General features: G+C 68.0%; 18 protein-coding genes. 3 read left to right on the top strand and 15 right to left on the bottom strand.

Going from position 1 to position 19,991, the window contains the following annotated elements; genetic code table 11:
• Positions 1-90: 90 nt before the first annotated feature.
• From G6N26_RS11270 to G6N26_RS11250, 5 genes are all read right to left on the bottom strand, one after another.
• The gene (locus tag G6N26_RS11270; protein ID WP_067168327.1) at positions 91-1,296 is read right to left on the bottom strand and encodes a CaiB/BaiF CoA transferase family protein; all 1,206 of its coding nucleotides are present in this window, start codon (positions 1,294-1,296) and stop codon (positions 91-93) included.
• Positions 1,297-1,300: 4 nt separating this feature from the next.
• Positions 1,301-2,497, bottom strand: coding sequence for an alpha/beta hydrolase family protein (locus G6N26_RS11265; RefSeq protein ID WP_083018987.1), 1,197 nt, complete (start codon positions 2,495-2,497; stop codon positions 1,301-1,303).
• The gene (locus G6N26_RS11260; protein ID WP_083019037.1) at positions 2,498-3,592 is read right to left on the bottom strand and encodes a homogentisate 1,2-dioxygenase; all 1,095 of its coding nucleotides are present in this window, start codon (positions 3,590-3,592) and stop codon (positions 2,498-2,500) included. It lies immediately after the preceding gene.
• 175 nt (positions 3,593-3,767) lie between these two features.
• Entirely contained in the window at positions 3,768-4,739 is a 972-nt protein-coding gene (locus G6N26_RS11255; RefSeq protein ID WP_083018986.1) for an NADPH:quinone oxidoreductase family protein, read from the bottom strand.
• 55 nt (positions 4,740-4,794) lie between these two features.
• Positions 4,795-5,793 carry an acrylyl-CoA reductase family protein gene (locus G6N26_RS11250; RefSeq protein ID WP_083018984.1) on the bottom strand — a complete coding sequence of 333 codons (999 nt, stop codon included), beginning with the start codon at positions 5,791-5,793 and terminating at the stop codon, positions 4,795-4,797.
• A gap of 22 nt (positions 5,794-5,815) precedes the next feature.
• Between G6N26_RS11250 and G6N26_RS11245 the strand changes: the two genes are divergently transcribed.
• Complete coding sequence (locus G6N26_RS11245; RefSeq protein ID WP_083018981.1) at positions 5,816-6,673, top strand: oxidoreductase; 858 nt, start codon at positions 5,816-5,818, stop codon at positions 6,671-6,673.
• Here the strand turns inward: G6N26_RS11245 and G6N26_RS11240 are convergent.
• The 3 genes from G6N26_RS11240 to hisN all read right to left on the bottom strand — a co-directional run bounded on the left by G6N26_RS11240 (position 6,666) and on the right by hisN (position 10,178).
• A complete protein-coding gene (locus G6N26_RS11240; RefSeq protein ID WP_083018979.1) occupies positions 6,666-7,871 on the bottom strand; it encodes an acyl-CoA dehydrogenase family protein in 1,206 nt (401 codons plus the stop codon). The two genes, G6N26_RS11245 and G6N26_RS11240, sit on opposite strands and share 8 nt — an antisense overlap.
• A 43-nt stretch (positions 7,872-7,914) precedes the next feature.
• Entirely contained in the window at positions 7,915-9,312 is a 1,398-nt protein-coding gene (locus G6N26_RS11235; protein ID WP_083018977.1) for an acyl-CoA dehydrogenase family protein, read from the bottom strand.
• 80 nt (positions 9,313-9,392) lie between these two features.
• Positions 9,393-10,178, bottom strand: coding sequence for a histidinol-phosphatase (gene hisN / locus G6N26_RS11230; protein ID WP_083018975.1), 786 nt, complete (start codon positions 10,176-10,178; stop codon positions 9,393-9,395).
• Between the two features lie 33 nt (positions 10,179-10,211).
• On the opposite strand from hisN, the gene G6N26_RS11225 reads away from it, so the two are divergent.
• Positions 10,212-10,559: a hypothetical protein gene (locus tag G6N26_RS11225; RefSeq protein ID WP_083018973.1), complete on the top strand. Its 348-nt coding sequence runs from the start codon at positions 10,212-10,214 to the stop codon at positions 10,557-10,559.
• 7 nt (positions 10,560-10,566) lie between these two features.
• On the opposite strand, the gene G6N26_RS11220 is transcribed toward G6N26_RS11225, so the two are convergent.
• The 5 genes from G6N26_RS11220 to G6N26_RS11200 all read right to left on the bottom strand — a co-directional run bounded on the left by G6N26_RS11220 (position 10,567) and on the right by G6N26_RS11200 (position 17,069).
• On the bottom strand, positions 10,567-11,661 hold the full coding sequence (locus G6N26_RS11220; RefSeq protein ID WP_083018971.1) for a PPE family protein: 1,095 nt from the start codon (positions 11,659-11,661) through the stop codon (positions 10,567-10,569).
• Positions 11,662-11,720: 59 nt separating this feature from the next.
• Positions 11,721-12,878: a PPE family protein gene (locus G6N26_RS11215; protein WP_083018969.1), complete on the bottom strand. Its 1,158-nt coding sequence runs from the start codon at positions 12,876-12,878 to the stop codon at positions 11,721-11,723.
• Positions 12,879-13,315: 437 nt separating this feature from the next.
• Positions 13,316-14,113: a slipin family protein gene (locus tag G6N26_RS11210; protein WP_067168316.1), complete on the bottom strand. Its 798-nt coding sequence runs from the start codon at positions 14,111-14,113 to the stop codon at positions 13,316-13,318.
• Positions 14,110-14,736, bottom strand: coding sequence for a hypothetical protein (locus tag G6N26_RS11205; protein WP_067168331.1), 627 nt, complete (start codon positions 14,734-14,736; stop codon positions 14,110-14,112). Before G6N26_RS11205 ends, G6N26_RS11210 begins: the two co-directional genes overlap by 4 nt.
• A 2-nt stretch (positions 14,737-14,738) precedes the next feature.
• Positions 14,739-17,069, bottom strand: coding sequence for a nitric-oxide reductase large subunit (locus G6N26_RS11200; protein WP_083018966.1), 2,331 nt, complete (start codon positions 17,067-17,069; stop codon positions 14,739-14,741).
• Between the two features lie 255 nt (positions 17,070-17,324).
• Here G6N26_RS11200 and G6N26_RS11195 point away from each other — a divergent pair, with 255 nt between their 5' ends.
• On the top strand, positions 17,325-18,116 hold the full coding sequence (locus G6N26_RS11195; RefSeq protein ID WP_083018964.1) for a universal stress protein: 792 nt from the start codon (positions 17,325-17,327) through the stop codon (positions 18,114-18,116).
• Here the strand turns inward: G6N26_RS11195 and G6N26_RS11190 are convergent.
• Both G6N26_RS11190 and G6N26_RS11185 read right to left on the bottom strand, forming a co-directional pair.
• Positions 18,111-18,527: a pyridoxamine 5'-phosphate oxidase family protein gene (locus G6N26_RS11190; protein WP_067167552.1), complete on the bottom strand. Its 417-nt coding sequence runs from the start codon at positions 18,525-18,527 to the stop codon at positions 18,111-18,113. The genes G6N26_RS11195 and G6N26_RS11190 overlap by 6 nt on opposite strands.
• 47 nt (positions 18,528-18,574) lie before the next feature.
• The gene (locus G6N26_RS11185; RefSeq protein ID WP_083018962.1) at positions 18,575-19,942 is read right to left on the bottom strand and encodes an FAD-dependent oxidoreductase; all 1,368 of its coding nucleotides are present in this window, start codon (positions 19,940-19,942) and stop codon (positions 18,575-18,577) included.
• Positions 19,943-19,991: the final 49 nt, after the last annotated feature.

Below are 19,991 nucleotides of genomic sequence, written 5' to 3'. Positions count from 1 at the left end.
CCTCATCGCCGCCGCTCTGCATCGTCGCCGGTGCGTGTCATGGCACCGCTCCTCCTCATCGCTGCCGCTCTGCATCGTCGCCGGTGCATGTCATAGCACCTCCTGGGCCCGCAGCTCCTCGAGTTCCTCGGCGGTCTTGCCCAGCAACCCGACGTAGACGTCGTCGTTGTGCTCGCCCGGTCGCGCGGGACCGGCGTTGCGCAGCCGGCCCGGAGATTCCGAGAGCACCGGAACGATGCCGGGCCCCAGGACGTTGCGCCCTAGCCGCTCGTCGTAGTGCTCGACCAGCATGTCGCGGGCCCGCAGCTGCGGGTCGTCGACGACCTCGGCGACCGTGTTGATCGGGCCCGCGATCACGCCTGCGGCGGAAAGGGTTTCGATGATCTCGCCCGGCTGGCGCTCAGCGGCCCAGCAGCCGATGATGTTGTCGAGCTCGTCCTGGTTGCGGCCACGCGCGACGTGCGTGGCGAACCGGTCGTCGGTGGCCAGTTCCGGGCGTCCCATGGCCTTGCACAGCCGGGCGAAGACGGTGTCCTGGTTGGCGGCGATCACCACCCACGAGCCGTCGGCGCTGCGGTAGATGTTGGACGGGGCAATGCCCTCGAGCCGGGTGCCCGACGGCCCGCGCACCACACCGCCGACGTCGTAGTCGGGAATCGTGGATTCCTGGACGGCCAAACAGGATTCGGTGAGCGCGACGTCGACCACCTGGCCGCGCCCGGTGACGCTGCGGCGGTACAGGGCGGCCAGCGCGCCCTGGGCGCCGAACATGCCGGCCAGGCTGTCACCGAGCGAGAGCGCCAGCCGGGGCGGCGGGCCGCCCGGAAAACCGTTGAGGTGCCGCAGTCCGCTGGCCGCCTCGGCGACCGACGCGTAACCGGCCTTGGACGCGTCGGGTCCGGTCTGCCCGTAACCGGACACGCGCACCAGGATGATGCCGGGGTTGCGCTCGGACAGCACGTCGTAGCCCAGGTTCCACTTCTCCAGGGTGCCCGGGCGGAAGTTCTCCACCACGATGTCGGATTTTTCGACGAGGTCGCAGAACAACTCGCGGCCCCGTGGGTGACGCAGGTCGAGCGTGATGGCTCGCTTGTTGCGCGCGTGCACCGTCCAGAAGACGTGCTGCCCGTCGACTTCGGCCTGACCCCAGGTGCGCAACGGGTCCGGGGCCTTGGGCAGTTCCACCTTGATGACGTCGGCGCCCATGTCGCCCAGCAGCCGCCCGGCGAAGGGCCCGGCGATCAGGGTGCCCAGTTCGAGCACCCGGATGCCGTCCAGCGGACCCGATGGTCTCACGCGCTCACCCTTCGCCCGCGAAGTCGTGGCGCACCAGCCAGTCGGTGACGATGGTGACCGCCGCGCGCAGCGCGTCGCGCTGGTCGGGTCCCGCGTAATAATGTGTGGCGCCGGGAATTTCGTGTATCTCCTTGTCGGGGTGGCCGATCGCTTGAAAAAGCCGCCGGGTGTGGCTGGGTGTGCACGCGTCATCGGCCAGGTTACCGATCACCAGCGCCGGGATCGCGATGTCCGGGCCGCAGGACACGGCGTCGCCGCGGGCGTCGTCGTAGCTCCACTGCGACAGCCAGCCGCGCAACGTGGAGAACCGGGCCAGCCCGACGGGACTCATGTTCACCACTTGAGGATCCCCCAGGTAGCACGTCCCCGGGGCGCGTTCGTTGGGATCGACGGTTGGGTCCAGCCACCGCGGGTCGGCCATGGTGCCGTGCACGACGAACCCGAACTCGTCGTCCGGCCGGCCGGCGGCTTTCAGCTCGGCCAACTTGTCCTTGACCCACGCGGTGATGCGGCGGTTGCGGTCGATCTGCGCCCGCCGGTACCGATCCAGGAATTCTTGGCTGTAGGGCGGCTGGTTCGGGTTGTCGGCGTTGTACAGGTCAAGCTCGGGATCGCGCTTGGTGGGATCGGATTCGTCGAGGATCGACGCGTCCAGCCATTCGGTCAGCGTGCCGTGCCGGCTGATGTGCGCGGCCAGCAGCATGATGCCGTCGGCCGCGGGCAGGTCGAGTTTGGTCAGGTCTGGGCCGTCGCCGGTCGGGCTGGACGTGATCGTCGGATTCTGGGCCTGCTGCTGGTAGAACACCGACAGCGAACCGCCGCCACTCCATCCGGCCAGCACCACCTTGGAATAGCCCAGCCGCTTCTTGGCGTCCTTGATGCACTCGCCGAGGTCCTCGACCACCTTCTCCATCAGCAGCGCCGAGTCGGTGCCGCGGAAGCGGCTGTTGCAGTAGATGACGTGATGACCGGCGCGGGCCAGCGCGTTGATCATCGGCAGGTAGGCGCCACCGCCGATCGGGTGCATGAACACCAGCACGGTCTCCGACGGGTTGTCCTTGGGCTTGAGCAGGTAGCTTTCCAGCACCGTGATCTCGGCCAAACCGCCGTAGACGTCCCGGACACCGGAATTGTTCTGAAAGGCAACGAGATAGGGGATGCGGTCGTACTCGTGCTTTTTGGGCTGCACCGGGGTGGTCATTCAGTGTTGTCCTAGGTCGTGGGCCAGTACTTCGGCCGACGGGGTCAACCGCCGGCGGGTGTCGATGGCGATTACCTGCCAGTCGACGCGGGAGTATTCGTCGAACTTGCGGCGCGCCCGCTCGCGTGCCTTCTCCGGTGCGCCGTGGTGAACCCCTTGCGGCGCATGCGAAATCAAGCCGGGTGGCATCGGGATGCCGTAGAGCGAGCCGCCGTGGAAGAAGGCGATCTCGTCGTAGTCGACGTTGCGGTGATACCACGGGGTGCGCTCGGTGCCCGGGACGCCCTCGGCGGGCTTGGGCAGGAAGTTCATCACGTAGACGCCGGTGGCCTGCATGAACAAGTGCACCGTCGGCGGCAGGTGGACGCTGTCGGAGGTGACGACGTTGTAGTCGGCGATGTTGAATGTGAACGCGAAGTTGTCACCGCGCCAGCCCTCGACGTCGAGCGGATTGTGTTGGTAGAACAGCGTTGTCGGGCCGCCCTCGTGGATCAGTCGGACCTCGTACTCGCCGCCGGAGTCGTCGTCGGCGGCGGGTGCCGGCTCGGGGATGACGACCTGTGACGGGTCGAAGGGGAAGTGGCGGCCCAGCGCGCCGGGCGGCGGTATCCGAAACTCGTCGCCGGCCTCGATCATCAGCATCGTCGTCGCGGCATCGGGCAGCTGGCGCCAGGTGCACGCCTTCGGGATGTACAGCCAGTCGCCCTCCCGATAGCGCAGCGGCCCGAACTCGGTCTCGGCCAGGCCGCTGCCCTCATGGACGAAGCACAGCAGGTCGCCGTCGACGTGACGGGCATAGAACGGCATCGGTTCGGCGCGACGGCTCAACAGAATTCGGCAGTCGTCGTTGCTGAACATCAGCAGCGGCCCGCCGCCGGCGTCCGTGGCATCGCTGGGCTTGAGCTCGCTGGACAGCACGTCGAGGGGGCGCAGCGGGCCGACCGACCGGTACGCGGTGGGGTCGTGGCGCCGGTAGAGGTTGGCGGTGCGGCCGGTGAACCCGCCGCGGCCCAGCTCGTCGTCCTTGAGGCCGTCGAGGTCGGCATGCAGGCGGCGCGGCGTTCGGCCTTTCCGCAGGTGCACAAAGGATTCCATGGACGGCTCCTCCATGAGACAAGCTCGGCGGTCACAAAACTGAAAGTGACATTACTTTTTGTTTTGGTCAGGCACAAGACCGGCACGAGCGTCGGCGCGAGACCGTCGTCGCCGCGGCCCGGTCTCAGTCACAAACGCCACAGGCGCCTGCGGCGGGACAGAGCCGCTCCGGGCGTCAATCGCGCACGCGCAGCACGACCTTGCCCTTGGCGGTGCGGTTCTCCAGCGAGGCGACCGCCGCGGCCGCTTCTTTCAGGGGGTAGGTCGCCGGCTCCGGCGGGGCCAGTTCCCCGGAGGTGAGCAGACGCTCGAGTCCGGCCCACTGCTCGGCCAGCGCACCCGGGTGCGTGCCCGCCCACGCGCCCCAGCCCACGCCGACGACGTCAATGTTGTTGAGCAGCAATCGGTTCACCTTGACAGTCGGGATCTCGCCGCCAGTGAATCCGACGACCAGCAGTCGTCCGCCGGGGGCGAGCGAGCGCAGGGAGTCGGTGAACCGGTCACCGCCGACCGGGTCAACGACGATGTCGACGCCGCGGCCGTGGGTCAACTCCTTGACCGCGTCCTTGAACCCGTCGGCCAGCACCACGTCCGTCGCGCCGGCGGCCGTGGCGATGTCGGCCTTGTCCTGCGTGCTGACGACGGCGATGGTGCGCGAGGCCCCCAGCGCCGGCGCCAGCCGGAGCGCCGAGGTGCCGATGCCGCCGGCCGCGCCGTGGACCAGCACCGTCTCGCCGCGCTGCAGCCGGCCCCGCACGGTGAGCGAGAAGTACACCGTCAGGTCATTGAAGAGCAGGCCCGCGCCGGCCTCGAAGCTCACGTTGTCGGGCAGCTTGAACACCCGGTCGGGGGCCAAGATCGCGACCTCGGCCATGGCGCCGGAGAGCATCGTGAGGCCGACGACCCGGTCACCGGCACGCACGTGCGCCCCCTCGGGTGCCGACCGGACCACGCCGGCGATCTCGGCGCCGAGGACGAACGGCAACTCCGGGCGGTATTGGTACAGGCCGCGCGTGAGCAGGGCATCCGGGAACGCCACCCCGGCGGCGTGCACGTCGACGACGACCCCGTCGCCCGTCGGTTCGTCGATGTCGGCCAACTCGACCGCGTCCGGACCATCGAGTCGAGTCACCCGTACCGCGCGCATGCCACCTCCGTCGTCATCGCCCTCGGATAAAGCGCTCGACCAGCCTACTGCCGCCTCAAAAACCGCCCGCGACCCGCACCACCGCGCGGCCGGAGAACTTGCCGGCGCGGACCTGATCGATCACTCCGACGACGTCCTTCACGTCGACGTCGCTGACCAACGCGGCCAGATGACGCGGCCGCAACGAATCACCCAGCCGGGCCCACAATTCGCGGCGCGGCCCGATCGGCATCAGCACCGAGTCCATTCCCAGCAGCGCCACACCGCGCAGGATGAACGGCATCACCGTGGTGTGCAGGGCGGGACCGCCGGTGAGGCCGCTGGCCGCCACCGCGCCGCCGTAGTCGATGGTGCTGAGCACGTCGGCGAGCGTCGCCCCGCCCACGCAGTCCACCGCGCCCGCCCAGCGTGCCTTGCCGAGCGGTCGAGGCTTGGCGTCGGGATCGGCGGGCAGGCGGCCGATAACCTCCGCGGCACCAAGGGCTTTCAGGCGGTCGGCGGCGTCGGCTTTGCCGGTCGAGGCCACCACCCGGTACCCGGCGGCCGCCAGCAGGTCGACGCTGACCGAGCCGACACCGCCGGTGGCCCCGGTGACCACGATGGCACCCGCATCGGGCGCAATGCCCCAGTCGATCAGCGCCTGCACGCTCATCGCCGCGGTGAAGCCCGCGGTTCCGATCGCTGCGCCCTCGTGCGGGCTCAACGCGCCGAGCGCCACCACCTGGTCGGCCGGCAACCGTGCGTATTCGGCGTAGCCGCCGTGGTGGCCCGTGCCGATCGCATAGCCGTGGGCCAGCACCGCGTCGCCGACGGCGAACTCGGGTGCGGTGGACTCCACGACCTCGCCGGTCAAATCGATGCCCGGCACCACCGGATAGTCGCGCACCACGCCGCCGCCCGGAGTCAGTGCCAGGGCGTCTTTGTAGTTGACGCTCGAATACAGGACCCGGATCGTCACGTCCCCGGGTGGCAGGTCATCGGGACAAAGTGTCTCGACCGATGCGGTTATCCGGTCACCATCGTGGCGCGCGACGAGCGCGTGAAACGTGTCCATGCTCCGACGCTAACCTCACCGTATGGATCCCTTTCCACTCGGTGGGTTCTCGGTCAACCGTGTGGGCTTCGGCGCCATGCAGTTGCCCGGTCCCAACGCGTTCGGCCCGCCGCGCGACCGCCACGAGGCGCTGGCCGTGCTCCGGCGCGCGGTCGAGCTCGGCGTCGACCACATCGACACCGCCCAGATCTATGGGCCCGACGTCGCCAACGAGTTGATCCGCGAGGCGCTGCACCCCTATCCGCCCAACCTGGCGCTGGTCAGCAAGGTCGGCGGGCGCCGCGACGACGACGGGTCCTGGCTGCCGGCCGGCGATCCCGCCGAACTGCGCCGCGACATCGAGACGAACCTGCGCACTCTGGCCGTCGAGCGGCTCGCCGTGGTCAACCTGCGGGTGTTCGACAGCGGGACTCCCAATCAACTGTTCGACGACCAGCTCTCGGCCATGATCGAGGCCCGCGACGCCGGGCTGATCGGCGCAATCGGACTGAGCAACGTCAGCCGCGAGCAGCTGGCGCATGCGTGTGAGCGCACCGAAATCGCCTGTGTGCAAAACGCATTCAACCTCATTCACCGAGATTCGGCCGCGGTGCTCGCAGAGTGCACGTCGCGGGGGATCGCGTTTGTTCCCTTCTTCCCGCTGGGCGCGGCGTTCATGCGGCCCAACCCGGTGCTCGGCCATGAGCTGGTCCAAGGGATTGCGCAGCGACTCGGCCGCACCCCGGCCCAGGTCGCGCTGGCCTGGACGCTCGGCGTGGCGCCCAACGTGCTGTTGATCCCCGGCACCTCATCGCTGCGGCACCTGGAGGAAAACGTGGACGTCGCATCGATCGAGCTGGACGACGACGACCGCGAGCGGCTGAACGCGGTCGCTACCTGAGCTCGGCCGAGGACAGGCCCAGCAGTCGGCGCGCGACCACCAGCTGCTGGATCTGCTGGGTGCCCTCGAAGATGTCCAGGATCTTCGAGTCGCGCGCCCACTTCTCCAGCAGAGTCTGTTCGGAATAGCCTGCGGTGCCGGCCAATTCGACGGACTTCAGCGTGACGTCGGTGACCATCCGGCCGGCCTTGGCCTTGCTCATCGACGCTTCTTTGGAGTTGGGGATCTTGTTGTCGGCCTGCCAGGCCGCCCGCAGCGACAGCAGGTAGGCCGCCTCCCAGTCGGCTTCCATGCGCAAGAACTCCGCCGCCGCCGCGCTCTGAACGTGCGATGGCCGGTCGTAGGAGATCTCCACGCCGGCCTCGGTGAGGATCTTGCGAATTTCCTCCAGCGCCGCGCGGCCCACACCCACGGCCATGGCGGCGACGATCGGCCGGGTGTTGTCGAAGGTCTCCATGACGCCCGAAAAGCCCTTGCCGACCTCGATTTCGGGGTTGCCGAGCAGGTTTTCCTTCGGAATGCGGGCGTTGTCGAACCGGATGGCGGCGGTGTCGGAACCCTTGATGCCCAGCTTGTGCTCGAGCCGTTCGACGGTGACACCCGGGTGCTCGCGCGGCACGACGAACGACTTGATCGCCGCGCGACCCTGGGACTTGTCCAGGGTCGCCCACACCACGATGTGGGTGGCGCGCGACCCGGCGGTGACGAAGATCTTCTCGCCGTTGATCACGTACTCGTCGCCGTCCAGGGTGGCGGTCGTCGCGACCGCCGCCGAGTCCGATCCGAAGCCGGGTTCGGTGATCGCCATTGCCGCCCACACCTTGCCCAGGCGTTGCAGCTGCTCTTCGTTCGCCACCGCGGAGATCGCGGCGTTGCCCAGCCCCTGGTAGGGGACCGACAGCATCATCGCGAGGTCGCCCCAGCTGGCTTCCAGCGTCTGGAGCAGCGCGGCCATGTTGGCGCCGTTGTGGTTCTTGTCCCGTTCTTCGTCCTCGCCGCCCAGCGCGTTCGCTCCGGCGAATTCGATTGACTCCGAAGCCCCTTCGAAGAGGCTGAACAGTGTGTCGAGCTCGACCGGGTAGGCGTGTTCCTTGAGGTCGTACTTGCGGGCGATCGGCCGCATCAACTCGGCGGCGCCCTGGTGCGTCTTGGTCGTCACCGCTTGCATCTTGCGGGGCAGTTCCAGATTAATTGCCATGATTGAACTTTCAGCTCGAATGAGTTAACGACTTGGATGACTGCTAGATGACGACGACGCCCTCGGCGACGCCGATGGCCCGCAGGTCGCGGTACCAGCGCTCGACCGGGTGCTCTTTGGTGTAGCCGTGGCCGCCCAGCAGCTGAACGCCGTCGAGGCCGATCTGCATGCCCTTGTCGGCGCCGAGCCGCTTGGCCAGCGCCGCTTCACGGATGAACGGCAGGCCCTGCTCGGCGCGCGCCGCGCCGCGCCAGGTGATCAGCCGCAGCCCGTCCAATTCGATGGCGATGTTGGCGCACATGAAGGCCACCGCCTGGCGATGCGCGATCGGTTCGCCGAAGGCCTCACGTTCCTTCACGTAGGGGACGACGTAGTCGAGCACGGCGTGCGACGTGCCGACCGTCAGCGCCGCCCAGCCCAGGCGGGACAGCGCGATCGCTTCGGAGTAATCCTGACCGGCGGCGTCGTCCTCACCGAGGCGCGCGCTCAGCGGCACCGACACCCCGGAGAGCTCGACGTGACCCAGGGCCGCCGCGCGGAGTCCCATGCTCGGATCGGCCTTTACCGTCAGGCCTTTCGCCGACGACTCGACGATGAACAGGGCCGGCTTGCCGTCGAGCTGGGCGCCGATGATGAAAAGCTCGGCGTCGGCCGCGGCCGGCACCAAGGACTTCACCCCGTCGAGGCGGTAGCCACTGGGGGTGCGCACCGCGGTCGTCTTGAGCCGGGTGGGGTCGAAGAGCGGTTGCGGTTCGGCGATGGCGACGCAGGCCTGCGGCACGTTCTCGCCGGCGAACTCCGGCAGGTAGGTGGCCTGCTGATCGGCGCTGCCCCAATGGGTCAGCGCGGAGGCGACGCCGCCGGGCGCCAGCAGCGGCAACGCCAAACCCATGTCGCCGTAGGCGAGCGCCTCGGCGACCAGCACGTTGGTCACGCTGGAGCGGTGCGCGGCGATGCCGTCGAAATCCTCGGGAATGTTGATCGCGGTGATGCCCAGCTCGGCGGCCTTGGCGATGAGGTCGCGGGGGTAGGTGGCCGCCTCGTCGGCATCGTGCGCCGCGGGCCGCAGCACTTCTTCGGCGAATTCATCGAGGGTCTCGACGATCATCTTCTGCTCGTCGTCGGGCGTCAGGTCGAAATAGTCCTTGCCGCTGGACTTGAGCCGGGTCGGCCCGGTGCGCAGATTCTGGACCTTCGTGAACTGACGAGACGTCGTCGCGGCCGTCGAGAAGACCGTCTTCGTGCCGTAGCGCAGGGCCCGGTTGAGCGGGTCGCGCAGCCGGTACTTGTCCAGGAATTCCTGGCCGACGAGCGGGGTGATGAGCGCGATGGCGATGTCGACGCCGGTGCGTTTGTGCGGTTGCAGCCCGACCGCGGACTTATGGTCGCGCCGTTTGACGCGGGAGCGGGCGGTGGTTTGGGGGGAACCGGAATCGGTCATGGGTCAGCGGCCTCAGGTTGTTGGGCAAGCGGATAGCTCCGATCTTACTCCGGAGTAAGATCGGAGAGAACACTTGTTAACTAATTCACAGTGAGGCTGTCGAGCACCTGCCGCTGCAGCAGGCCATTGGTGGCCACAGCGCTGCCGCGGTGCGGCCCCGCGGTGCCGTCCAGCGCGGTCATCGCCCCGCCCGCTTCGCGGATGAGGATGTCCAGCGCGGCGAGATCCCATACCGACACTTCCGGTTCGGCGGCGATGTCGACCGCCCCCTCGGCCACCAGGCAATAGGACAGGAAGTCGCCGAATGCGCGCACCCGCCACACCGCATCGGTCAGCGCGATGAAGCGGTCCCGCACGCCGAGCTGCGCCCAGCCGGACAGGCTGGAGAACGACAGGCTGGCCGAATTCAGTTGCGCCACCGAGGAAACCGATATCGAGCGCGCGGCTGCCCCGTTGACCGCGACGAATGCGCCCTCACCGTGCGCGGCCCACCACCGGCGCTGCAATGCCGGGGCGCTCACGACGCCGACGACGGGAACGCCGTCGTGCAGCAACGCGATCAAGGTGGCCCAGACCGGCACCCCGCGGACGAAGTTCTTGGTGCCGTCGATCGGGTCGATGATCCACTGCCGCCCGGTGAAGGCGGTGTCGCCACCGAATTCCTCGCCGACGATGCTGTCGACCGGCCGTTCGCGCGCGAGCGCCAACCGCAGCTCGGTTTCGACCGCACGGTCGGCGTCGGTCACCGGCGTCAGGTCCGGTTTGGTGTCGATGCGCAGGTCCAGCGCACCGAATCGGGAGGAGGTCAACGAGTCTGCGCGGTCGGCCAGCGTCAGTGCCAGCGCCAGATCGTCGGTGCGACTCATGACGCAGTCTTATCACGGCCCTACGATGGCGGGGTGTGGGAATTCGGACTGCTGGTCCTGCTGGTCGCGGTGCTGGCGGTATTTCTGGTCCAGCGGTTCGTCCCGCGCGGACCCCGCGGCGAGCAACTGAGCGGCACGCTGCTGGTGACCGGGGTCAGCCCGCGACCCGACGCCACCGGCGAGCAATTCGTCACCATCGCCGGCGTAATCAACGGTCCATCGGTCAACGAACACGCGGTGTATCAGCGCATGGCCGTCGACGTGAATCAATGGCCGACCATCGGTCAACTGTTTCCGGTGGTGTATTCGCCGAAGAATCCGGACAACTGGACGTTCGCCCCGTCGGCTCCACCCGCACCGCAGGAGCCACCGGCGGGCTAAGGCCGCGTCAGCCGGCCGCGGGCGGGCGCGTCATGACCGTGATGCGAACGCCGTAGCGGGGCACCACGAGCGCTGCCCGCCTGACCGTCCCGCCGGGTATTCCGGGAATTCCGGCGCCGGCGGGCCCGGTACGGGCTAGCGCCTCGGCCGCCGGCAAGCCCGGCAAACCGCCGGCGGGCGGCGCCGTGACGGGGTCGCCCGCCGCGGCGGCCCAGCCCGCGGGCACCGACATCGACCCGATCCGGCCGGCGCGGGCGAGCACCGCGTTGACGTTCCCCAGGCCGGAGGCTGTACCGCTGAGCGCCGACGCCTTCGGGAGCGCGGCCGGAACCGCCGCGAGGTTCGGCAAGATGCCCAAGTTCTTGTCCGCCTGGATGATTCCGGCGTTGAACCCCTCCGCCGTGAAAAGAGAACGGAACGCGACCTGGGTGCCCAGGATGGTGTCCAGGATGCGGAAGTCGAGCGGCATTCCCGCCGCCCCGGGCGCGGCGGAGGCGGCCTGCGAGCCCGCGTTCGACCCGGTGGCGCTGGTGTCGGCTTGGGTGACGGCGGCGGTTTGGGCGGTCACGCCATCCGGATTGGTGACTTGGCGTGGGGCGGAGAACGGCGAAAACTGTACCGCCGCAGCAGAACTGGCGGAATAGCTGTACATCGCGGAGGCGTCCTGGGCCCAATAGTCGGCGTACTGGGCCTCGGTGGCCGCGATCGCCGCGGTGTTCTGCCCGAAGAAGTTCGTTGCCACCAGCGTCGCCAATTGGGTGCGGTTGGCCGCGACCGCCGGCGGGGGCACCGTCATGGCGTGTGCCAGCTCGTAGGCCGCGGCGGCCGCCCGGGCCTGCATGGCCGTGTGCTGTGCGCGCTCGGCCGTCGCGTACAGCCATCCCACGTAGGGTCCGGCGCTGGCCGCCATCGCCTGGGAGGCCGGCCCGTACCAGTACAGGCCCGTCAGGCCGGACAGCACCGACTCGTAAACGGCGGCCGTGATGCTCAGCTCGGCCGACAGCGCGTCCCAGATTCCTGCGGCGGCCAACAACGAGCCCGACCCGGGGCCTGCGTACATCCGGCCAGAGTTCACCTCTGGCGGAAAAAAGCCGAAATCCATTGTCTTACAGCGCTATCAGCTGCGTGTAACAAAACTTCTCGCGGCGAATTGGCGCCACGTCACCCGGCGGCCGGCGGGCGTGGCATCACCGTGAGCCGCACGCCGTAGCGGGGCGGGACGCCCGCCCCGACGGAGCGGGAGGCGCCGCCGCCCGGCATGCCGGGGTAGCCGGGATAACCGGACGCTACCGGCTCCTCGGTGCCCGGCAACGTGGTGAAGCCCGCCGGCTCCAACGGCGAGATATGGGTGCTCGTCGGTGCGGCCCAGCTCGCGGGCACCGACATCGGCCCGATCGAGCCGGCGCGCGAGAGCGTTGCGGTGACATTGCCCAGGCCCCCGCCGACACCGGTTGTGGCGCCGCTCAGTGCGGGTGCCGCGAGCGCGGGAGCAGCGGCCAGGGGCTTGGCGAGGACGCCCAAATTGTTCTCGGCCCCGATGATGCCGGACACGAACTGTTCCATGTTGTAGGGAGCGCTGAAACCGAGGCCCGTTCCCTGAATGGCGTCCAAAACCCGGAAGGCGTTGGCATTGGCGTTGGCCGCACTGGTGGTCGACGCGTCCAGGTAGTAGAAGTTGTTCACCGTCGTTCCCGGTGTCTCGTCCAGCGCCGAAAACGTTTGCGTGACAGCCTTGTTGGTGGCAGCGTTGGTGTTGGCCGCGGTCACGGCGGCCTTCTGCGCGGTCACCCCGGACTCGTTGGTGGAGTTGTTCGCGGGTGCGAACTGCGGCAACTGGGTCGCGGCCGCCGAGGACACGGAGTAGCCGGACATGGCGGCGGCGTCCTGAGCCCAATAATTGGCGTACTGCGCCTCGGTGTCCGCGATGGCCGCGGTGTTCTGGCCGACGATGTTCGTCGCCACCAGCGACGCCAACAGGGCGCGGTTGGCGGTGATCACCGGTGGGGGCACCGTCATCGCGTAGGCCTGCTCGTAGGCGGCCGCGGCCGTGCGCGCCTGCATGGCCGTCTGCGCGGTCTGCTCGGCGGTCGCTTGCAGCCACGCCACGTAGCGCGCCGCCGAGAGCGCCATCGCCTGCGCCGCGGGACCGCGCCATTGCAGGTCCAGGCCTGAGAGCGCCGACTCGTAACCCTCGGCGGTCGAACTCAGCTCGGCCGACAGCGCGTCCCAGCTTCCCGCCGCGGCCAACAGCGAGCCCATTCCGGGGCCCGTGTACATCCGGGCGGAGTTGATTTCTGGTGGAAGAAAAGCCCAATCCATGGTGGATATATCCCCTCAAGTGCGGTTTTACGAACAAACGCCACTAGCGCCGGCGCTCGCCGCAACGGCGTTGATCACAGGTGGTGGGCCGCTCCCGGGCCGGCTCTGCAAGCCGGCAACGCTCACCCCGCGGCGGGGGATGGGACGGCCGCGCGCGATCGCTCCGCGCCTGCCTAGCGGGCAGCGCGGGGTTTATGACGTGGGCGGACCGTGCGCACAGGGCATCGCGAGAGACCTTCGGTTTTCGGGCCCTTCAAAAATCGCAGGTGCGGCGCAGGCGTGCGGGGTTTTTCCTATTTCACGGCGCCGACCAGGCAGAATTAAGACCGTGTTTGCCCAGTATTAACCCTTTGTTAACCAAATGACCCACTAGATCTACGCGTGTCGAATAGTGAAAGTAATTGACGCGCTTGATATTTGGGCTAACCGCCCCGTCGTCATCCGCGGTGGTTGAAGTTGTCGACCACGCCCTGCAGCATCTCCGGATTCCGCAGGAACGGCGTGATGATGTCGACCGGCAACGGGAAGACGACGGTCGAGTTCTGATCCGCCCCCAGCTCCAGCAGCGTCTGCAGGTAACGCAACTGCAGCGAGGCCGGGCTCTTGGACAGGGTCTCGGCGGCCTCGCGCAGCTCCTCCGAAGCCTGCAGCTCGCCGCGGGCGTTGATGACCTTGGCCCGGCGTTCGCGCTCGGCCTCGGCCTCGCGGGCCATCGCCCGTTGCATCGACTCGGGGATCTCGACGTCCTTGATCTCCACGACACGGACCTGAACACCCCACGGTTCGGTCTGCTTCTCGATGATCGTGCGCAGATCGCTGTTGAGGTCCTCGCGGTGCGCGAGCAACGTGTCCAGGTCCGCGCGGCCCAGCAGCGAACGCAGCGTGGTCTGGGCGATTTGCGAGGTGGCGACCGCGTAATTCTCCACCGCCAGAATCGCTTTCAGCGGGTCGGTCACCTGGAACATCACCACCGCGTTGACACGCGCCGGCACGTTGTCGCGGGTGATCACCTCCTGCGGCGGAATGGTCAGCGTGACCAGGCGTTGGTCGACGCGAATCATCTTGTCCAGAAGCGGAATGAGGAGCCGCAGGCCCGGGGCGTAGAGCGGACGCACATGCCCCATCCGGAACACCACCCCGCGTTCGTACTCGCGCAGCACCGCCAGCGACCACGTCGCGAGTACCACAAGCACAACGATTCCGGCGGCGATGAGGCCGATCACCAGCGTGGTCATGTCGTGTTGTCCTCCTTGGGTTTCCATCCGCCCCAACGCGTGGAATAGCGGTCGATCGCCGCGGCCACCTGATCCTCGATCGCCGTGCGGTGCGGAAGGTGTTCGGGCGCGTTGGAGGGAGTGTTCCACAGGTGGCGGACGAGCGGTGCCCCGAGCAGTGCGACGAGCAGCACGGTCACCATCAGGACCAGCGCGTCCGCCGCCGAGTGGTTGGCGATCAACGTGGCCAGCGGCAAGACGATTCCCAATGCGGCCACGCAGCAGGCGATTCCGCGGTGAAACCGGCCGGCGTCCGAATGCGGCCACGGGTCGACCTCGCGGCTGATCTCACGACCGTGCTCGGAAGTGGTGCAGTCGGATTTGACGGGGCAGCTGTTACAGACCACCGGCAGCGCGCGATACCGCATGACCCGATGCTTGGGATCGAACGACGTCGGCCACAGCCAATGGTCCTGCGGACACACCCATGCGTCATGGTCGGGCCGGTAGGTGAATTGGCCTGTGCGCCAGCGCGCCGCGTGCGCTGACGCCCGTCGTGCCATGACGTCGAAACTCCAGCCGACGGCCAGCAGGGCCAGGGAGTACCCCGCGATCAACCACACCGAGGTCGCCGGCGCGGTCACCGTCACTCCTTCGCCGGCACCGCGGCGCCGGTCTCCGGTTCGACCGCGGCCTGGGTGTACAGCGGATTTTCCGGCAGCTCCTGCGCCGTGGTCCCCGACCGGAAATGGCGCAGCGCGGTCCACGCGATCCAGACGAACGGCACGACGCCCCCGACGATCAGGATGACGTCACCGGGTAGCCGCAGCCACTCGAGTACCGCGTTGCCCGGCTTGGTGATGTAGCCCAACGACCGCGCCTCGAAGTAGCCGTCGTTGACCGAGTGGAAGAGCTGCAGCACGCCCAGCGGCAGCAGGGTGGCGAACACCATCCACGCCAGCCCGATGTTCATGCACCAGAATGAGATCCGCGCCAGCTTCTCCGGCCACTTGTCGGCCGGGATCACGTAGCGGAAGGCGAACATGGCCAGCCCGACGGCGAGCATGCCGTACACGCCCATCATCGCCGCGTGCCCGTGGTTGGCGGTCAACGCGGTGCCGATCTGGTAGTAGGACACGATGGGCAGGTTGATCAGGAACCCGAAGATGCCCGCCCCCAAGAAGTTCCAGAACCCGACCGCGACCAGGAACATGACCGCCCAGCGATGCGGGAACGGGTTGGCGTCACCGGACTGCTGGCGCGCGCCGAGTTGCAGGAACGCCCAGGCCTCGACCGTCAGGAACGTCAGCGGAATGACTTCGGCGGCGGAGAAGAACGCGCCCAGCGCCATGTGCTCCACCGGAGTGCCCGAGAAGTACAGGTGATGCATGGTGCCGATGACGCCGCCGGCCGAGTACAGGATGACATCGAGGAAGATCACGCCCAGGGCGATCCGTTCGCGCACCACGCCGAGCAGAACGAACATGTAGGCCACCATCACGGTGGTGAACAGCTCGAGGAAGTCCTCCACCCACAGGTGCACGACCCAGAACCGCCAGAAGTCGGCGACGGTGTAGTGGGTGTCGCTGCCGGCCAGCAGGCCCACCGCGTAGAAGGCCGGGATGGCCAGCCCGGAGAAGAAGAACAGCCACGGCATGTTCATCTTCGACTCGCCTTTGAGCCTGCCGCGGATGCCGCGCCAGATGATCGCGATCCACAAGAACATGCCGATGATCAGCAGGATCTGCCACAGCCGCGGCAGGTCGAGGTACTCCCACTGCTGGGAGAACAGCCCGCCCGCGGGGATCACGCCGTAGATGGAGAGCGCCTCGCAGATCAGCGAGCCGAACACCACCACGGCGACCGCCCCCAACAGTACGTAGGCGAGCAACGCCTGACGCTTGGGTTCGCGACGCGCGATGAACGGCACCAGGAAGATGCCGCCGGCCAAAAAGGCCGCCGCGGTCCAGAACAGCGACAGCTGCAGGTGCCAGGTGCGGGCCAGGTTGTACGGCAGCACTCGGGCCAGGTCCAGACCGAAGAAGTTCGACAGGTCGGCCCGGTAGTGCTCGGCCGCCGCGCCCAGCAGCGTCTGCGCCAAAAACAGCACCGACACGATGGCGAAGAACCAGATGCAGGCCCGTTGCGCGGGCGTCAGGCTCACCTCGCCGGGCTGGCGGAACGACAGGGTGGACGACTCGGCGCTGTGCCAGCCGACCTTCTGGCTCCAGCGGCCGTAGACCGCGAACATGATGCCGATGCCGCCCAGCAGCGCGATCAGCGACAGCGCCGACCAGACGATCACCGAAGCGGTGGGACCGTTGTCGACTCGTGGCTCGGCGGGCCAGTTGTTGGTGTAGGTGTACCGGTGCCCCGGGCGTTCGGCCGCGGCCGCCCACGCCGTCCAGGCGAAGAACCCTGTCAGATCACGGATTTGCGCCTTATCGGTGATCATGTGGGGCAGCAGACCGTATTTCGTCGAGTTCTCCCCGAAGTAGGCGGCGTACCGGTTCTGGATGTGGTCGAACGCCGCGGCCTGCCGATCGGTGAACACCAGCGTCTTCGTCGCCGGGTTGTAGCGGTTGGTGCGGAATTCGGTGACCACCCGGTCACGCGGCTCGGTGACCCCCTGCGCGCGCAGTTGATCGGCGACATCCTGCGTTGCCGCGCGCAGGTATTCGGCGGTGTAGTCGGGTCCCAGGTAGGCGCCATGGCCCAGCACCGAGCCGTATTCCATCAGTCCGCGCGCCTGGTAGAGCTCCTGTCCACGGGTGATGTCCTCGCCGGTGAACAGCAGCTGGCCCGATTCGCTGACGACTTTGTCCGGCATCGGCATCGACGCCGAATAGGTGCGGTAGGCCAGAATGCCCATCACCAAGAAGCCGAAGATCATGACGAGTGCGACGCCCTGGACCCAGCCTTTGCCGACCAGGGGTTGTGACGATGACTGTTGGGCGGATGTCGGTTGAGCGGTCATGCGCGAGGTCTCCCGTCTAGGTGATGGCTGTGGTGCCCGCTGTCTCGCATGTCAAACAAACCCGGTTTTCGTCCGCACTCAGTATTCGGTTGTCGGCGTCGCGATGGCAACAGTAAATTTGCGGAGTTTCGCGGTCGGTAGGGCCAAATGGCACCTATTTCGGGACCAATGCCTCTGGGGGAGAGTGCTTTACGGGCAATAGCCTAAGAGCGAACGGAGTAGCGAAGGCCCGATGGCTCAACGGAGGAGGTCGCGATGAGCAACGTATATCCAGCCCCGGCAATCGTCGTAGGAATCGACGGATCGCGGTCGGCGAGCCATGCGGCGGTCTGGGCGGTCGATGAGGCGGTCAGCCGCGATATCCCGCTGCGGCTGGTCTATGTCATCGATCCGCGCGATGCCTCCGGTGCGCGCGGCGGCGACACCCGTCTCGCCGTCGCGCGCGCCGCGTTGGCCGACGCGCATCGGGCCGTCGACGCCGCCGGCGAACCGGTCAAGGTGGAAACGGACATCCTCTGGGGCAAAACGGTTTTCAACCTGATCGAGGAATCGAGGTCGGCCGTCATGATCTGCGTCGGGCAGATCGGGATCAACCACGCCTGCCGCGGTGGGCCCTCGGTCGCGTCCTCGTTGCTGCGCGCGGCCCTGTGTCCGGTTGCCGTGATCGGGCAGTCGACCAGCCGTGGGGCACTCGCGCCGGTCAGCAGCGTTGTCGCCGAACTGGACAACGGCACGGTGTTGCGGCACGCGTTCGAGGAGGCGAGGCTGCGCGGAGCCGCCCTGCGGGCGGTGTCGATCTCACGCAGCGCCCGCGACGGTGCGCTCGGAAACCCCACGGCGCCCGCGCAATTGGATCGTCGGCTCGCGCGGTGGATGCGGTTGTATCCCGACGTGCGCACCGAGCAGGCGGTCACGGTCGGCGCCGTGGACCGGTATCTGCGTGCCCACCACGAACCGGGCCGGCTGGTGGTCACCGACTCCTATCGCGCCGAGCCGCTGTGCGACGCGGGGCACTCCGTGCTCGCCATCCGCTGCGGCAACCTATGACTCGGGCTCCGGGCCGAACCGGAAATGACGACCGGTGACTTCGGTCGGTGTGATCCGCACATAGTGCGGCTTGGCGATGGCGGTCCATGGCAATAACTGCGCGCGGTCGGCCTTGTGAATCTCGGCGTCGGTTTTCAGCAGCCGAGCGCGACCGCGGACGATGACACTCCAGCCCTCGACGAGGTTGTGGTCGTCCACCTCGAAGACCACTGCGTGGTTCGCCACGGCCGAGAACAGTTTGGTGCCCTCGGCGGTCCGGAACAGCACGGTGCGTTCTTGCGCCACGAAGTTGACCGGGAAGATCTCGGGCTCGCCGGCGAAGTTGGTGACCAGCCGGCCCAGCGTGACACTGCCCAACAGATTCCAGTTCTCGTCTTCAGTAAGCACGCTCACCGGTTCGTCGCTACGCACGACCCCAACGCTACGGAGAATCGCCGCCGTTGAGTAGAGCCGGCAATCTAGCCGTGGCTGACCCGGAGCAGCTTGGCCAGGCTCGGCAGCTTGACGCGAGGCCGCCCGTGCGGCTCGCCGGCCGCCCGCTCGTGGGCGTCGATGAGCTCCCAGTGCGCCGAAGTGACCAGTTTGGGTTGGCGCGACGCCAGCCACTCGGCCAGCTGGTCGGCGTGATCGTCCGGGAAATCCGCCAGACCGCCACCCGCACCGCCGCCCAGGTCGGCCAGCAGCGTGTCCACGGTGTCCTGGGAGTCCTTCTTGTTGGTGCCGATGACGCCGGTCGGCCCGCGCTTGATCCACCCGACCACGTATTCGTTGCGGCTCCCGTCGATGCGGCCCCCGGTATTGGGGATCGTCGCGGTCTTCTCGTCGAACGGCAGCCCCGGGGTGGGCACGCCGCGGTAACCGACCGAGCGCACCACCAGCTGAACCGGCAGCTCCTCGCGCTCACCGGTGTCGTTGGCCGCGACCCGCCCGTTGGCGTCGGTGGTCAGCTCGTTGCGGCCGAGCACAATCCCTTCCACCCGGCCCTCGCCCTTGATCTCGATCGGCGAGGTCATGAACCGCAGCACGATCCGGCGATGCCCCGGGCGCGGGGAGCGCTTGGCGTAATCACGCAGCACGTTGATGTTCTGCTTGGTCGTCTTGCCCGCCGCGGCGGCATCCTCGTCGCTGACGCCCTCGAGCTGCGCCGGGTCGACGATCACGTCGACGTTTTCCAGCTCGCCCAACTCGCGAAGTTCGAGCGTGGTGAAGGCCGTCTGCAGCGGCCCGCGGCGGCCGATGACCACCACTTCGTCGACCCCGCACGGCCGCAACGACTCCAGGGCATGGTCGGCGATGTCGGTCTGGCCCAACACGTCGGGGTCGGTGACCAGGATGCGCGCGACGTCGAGCGCGACGTTGCCGTTGCCGACGACCACGGCCCGCGCGCCCGACAGGTCGGGCGTGGCCTCCTCGAAGTTCGGGTGCGCGTTGTACCAGCCCACGAAATCGACGGCGGCGATGCTGCCCGGCAACTCCTCGCCGGGGATGTTCAGCGCGCGGTCGGACTGGGCCCCCACGGCGTAGACGACGGCGTCGTAGCGCTCGGCGAGCTCGCTGGCTTGCACGTGCTCCCCGACCGAGACGTTGCCGAAGAAGCGGAAACGCGGATCTTGGGCCGTCTTCTCGAATTGCTTGCTGATCGACTTGATTTTCGGGTGATCGGGCGCGACGCCGGAACGCACCAGCCCCCACGGGGTGGGAAGCATCTCCAGCATGTCAACGGCGATATCGGTGTCCTCTAACGCGTCGGCCGCCTTCAGCAAGGAGGACGCGGCGAAGAACCCCGACGGTCCGGAGCCAACGATTGCAACGTGGTACGGGCGCATTCTCGACCTTCTATTCGGGCCCGGTTGGCGCGCGGGAGGGCTGTCGCAC

The organism is Mycobacterium marseillense, from assembly GCF_010731675.1.
GTDB classification, from domain to species: Bacteria; Actinomycetota; Actinomycetes; order Mycobacteriales; family Mycobacteriaceae; genus Mycobacterium; species Mycobacterium marseillense.
This window is presented reverse-complemented; position numbering and strand designations above follow the sequence as displayed.

Bases quoted from the DNA above. Each gene is read 5' to 3' on its own strand.
- G6N26_RS11265 (WP_083018987.1), bottom strand. From the start codon at position 2,497: ATGACCACCCCGGTGCAGCCCAAAAAGCACGAGTACGACCGCATCCCC.
- G6N26_RS11260 (WP_083019037.1), bottom strand. From the start codon at position 3,592: ATGGAATCCTTTGTGCACCTGCGGAAAGGCCGAACGCCGCGCCGCCTG.
- G6N26_RS11255 (WP_083018986.1), bottom strand. From the start codon at position 4,739: ATGCGCGCGGTACGGGTGACTCGACTCGATGGTCCGGACGCGGTCGAG.
- G6N26_RS11250 (WP_083018984.1), bottom strand. From the start codon at position 5,793: ATGGACACGTTTCACGCGCTCGTCGCGCGCCACGATGGTGACCGGATA.
- G6N26_RS11245 (WP_083018981.1), top strand. From the start codon at position 5,816: ATGGATCCCTTTCCACTCGGTGGGTTCTCGGTCAACCGTGTGGGCTTC.
- G6N26_RS11240 (WP_083018979.1), bottom strand. From the start codon at position 7,871: ATGGCAATTAATCTGGAACTGCCCCGCAAGATGCAAGCGGTGACGACC.
- G6N26_RS11235 (WP_083018977.1), bottom strand. From the start codon at position 9,312: ATGACCGATTCCGGTTCCCCCCAAACCACCGCCCGCTCCCGCGTCAAA.
- hisN (WP_083018975.1), bottom strand. From the start codon at position 10,178: ATGAGTCGCACCGACGATCTGGCGCTGGCACTGACGCTGGCCGACCGC.
- G6N26_RS11220 (WP_083018971.1), bottom strand. From the start codon at position 11,661: ATGGATTTCGGCTTTTTTCCGCCAGAGGTGAACTCTGGCCGGATGTAC.
- G6N26_RS11215 (WP_083018969.1), bottom strand. From the start codon at position 12,878: ATGGATTGGGCTTTTCTTCCACCAGAAATCAACTCCGCCCGGATGTAC.
- G6N26_RS11210 (WP_067168316.1), bottom strand. From the start codon at position 14,113: ATGACCACGCTGGTGATCGGCCTCATCGCCGCCGGAATCGTTGTGCTT.
- G6N26_RS11200 (WP_083018966.1), bottom strand. From the start codon at position 17,069: ATGACCGCTCAACCGACATCCGCCCAACAGTCATCGTCACAACCCCTG.
- G6N26_RS11195 (WP_083018964.1), top strand. From the start codon at position 17,325: ATGAGCAACGTATATCCAGCCCCGGCAATCGTCGTAGGAATCGACGGA.
- G6N26_RS11185 (WP_083018962.1), bottom strand. From the start codon at position 19,942: ATGCGCCCGTACCACGTTGCAATCGTTGGCTCCGGACCGTCGGGGTTC.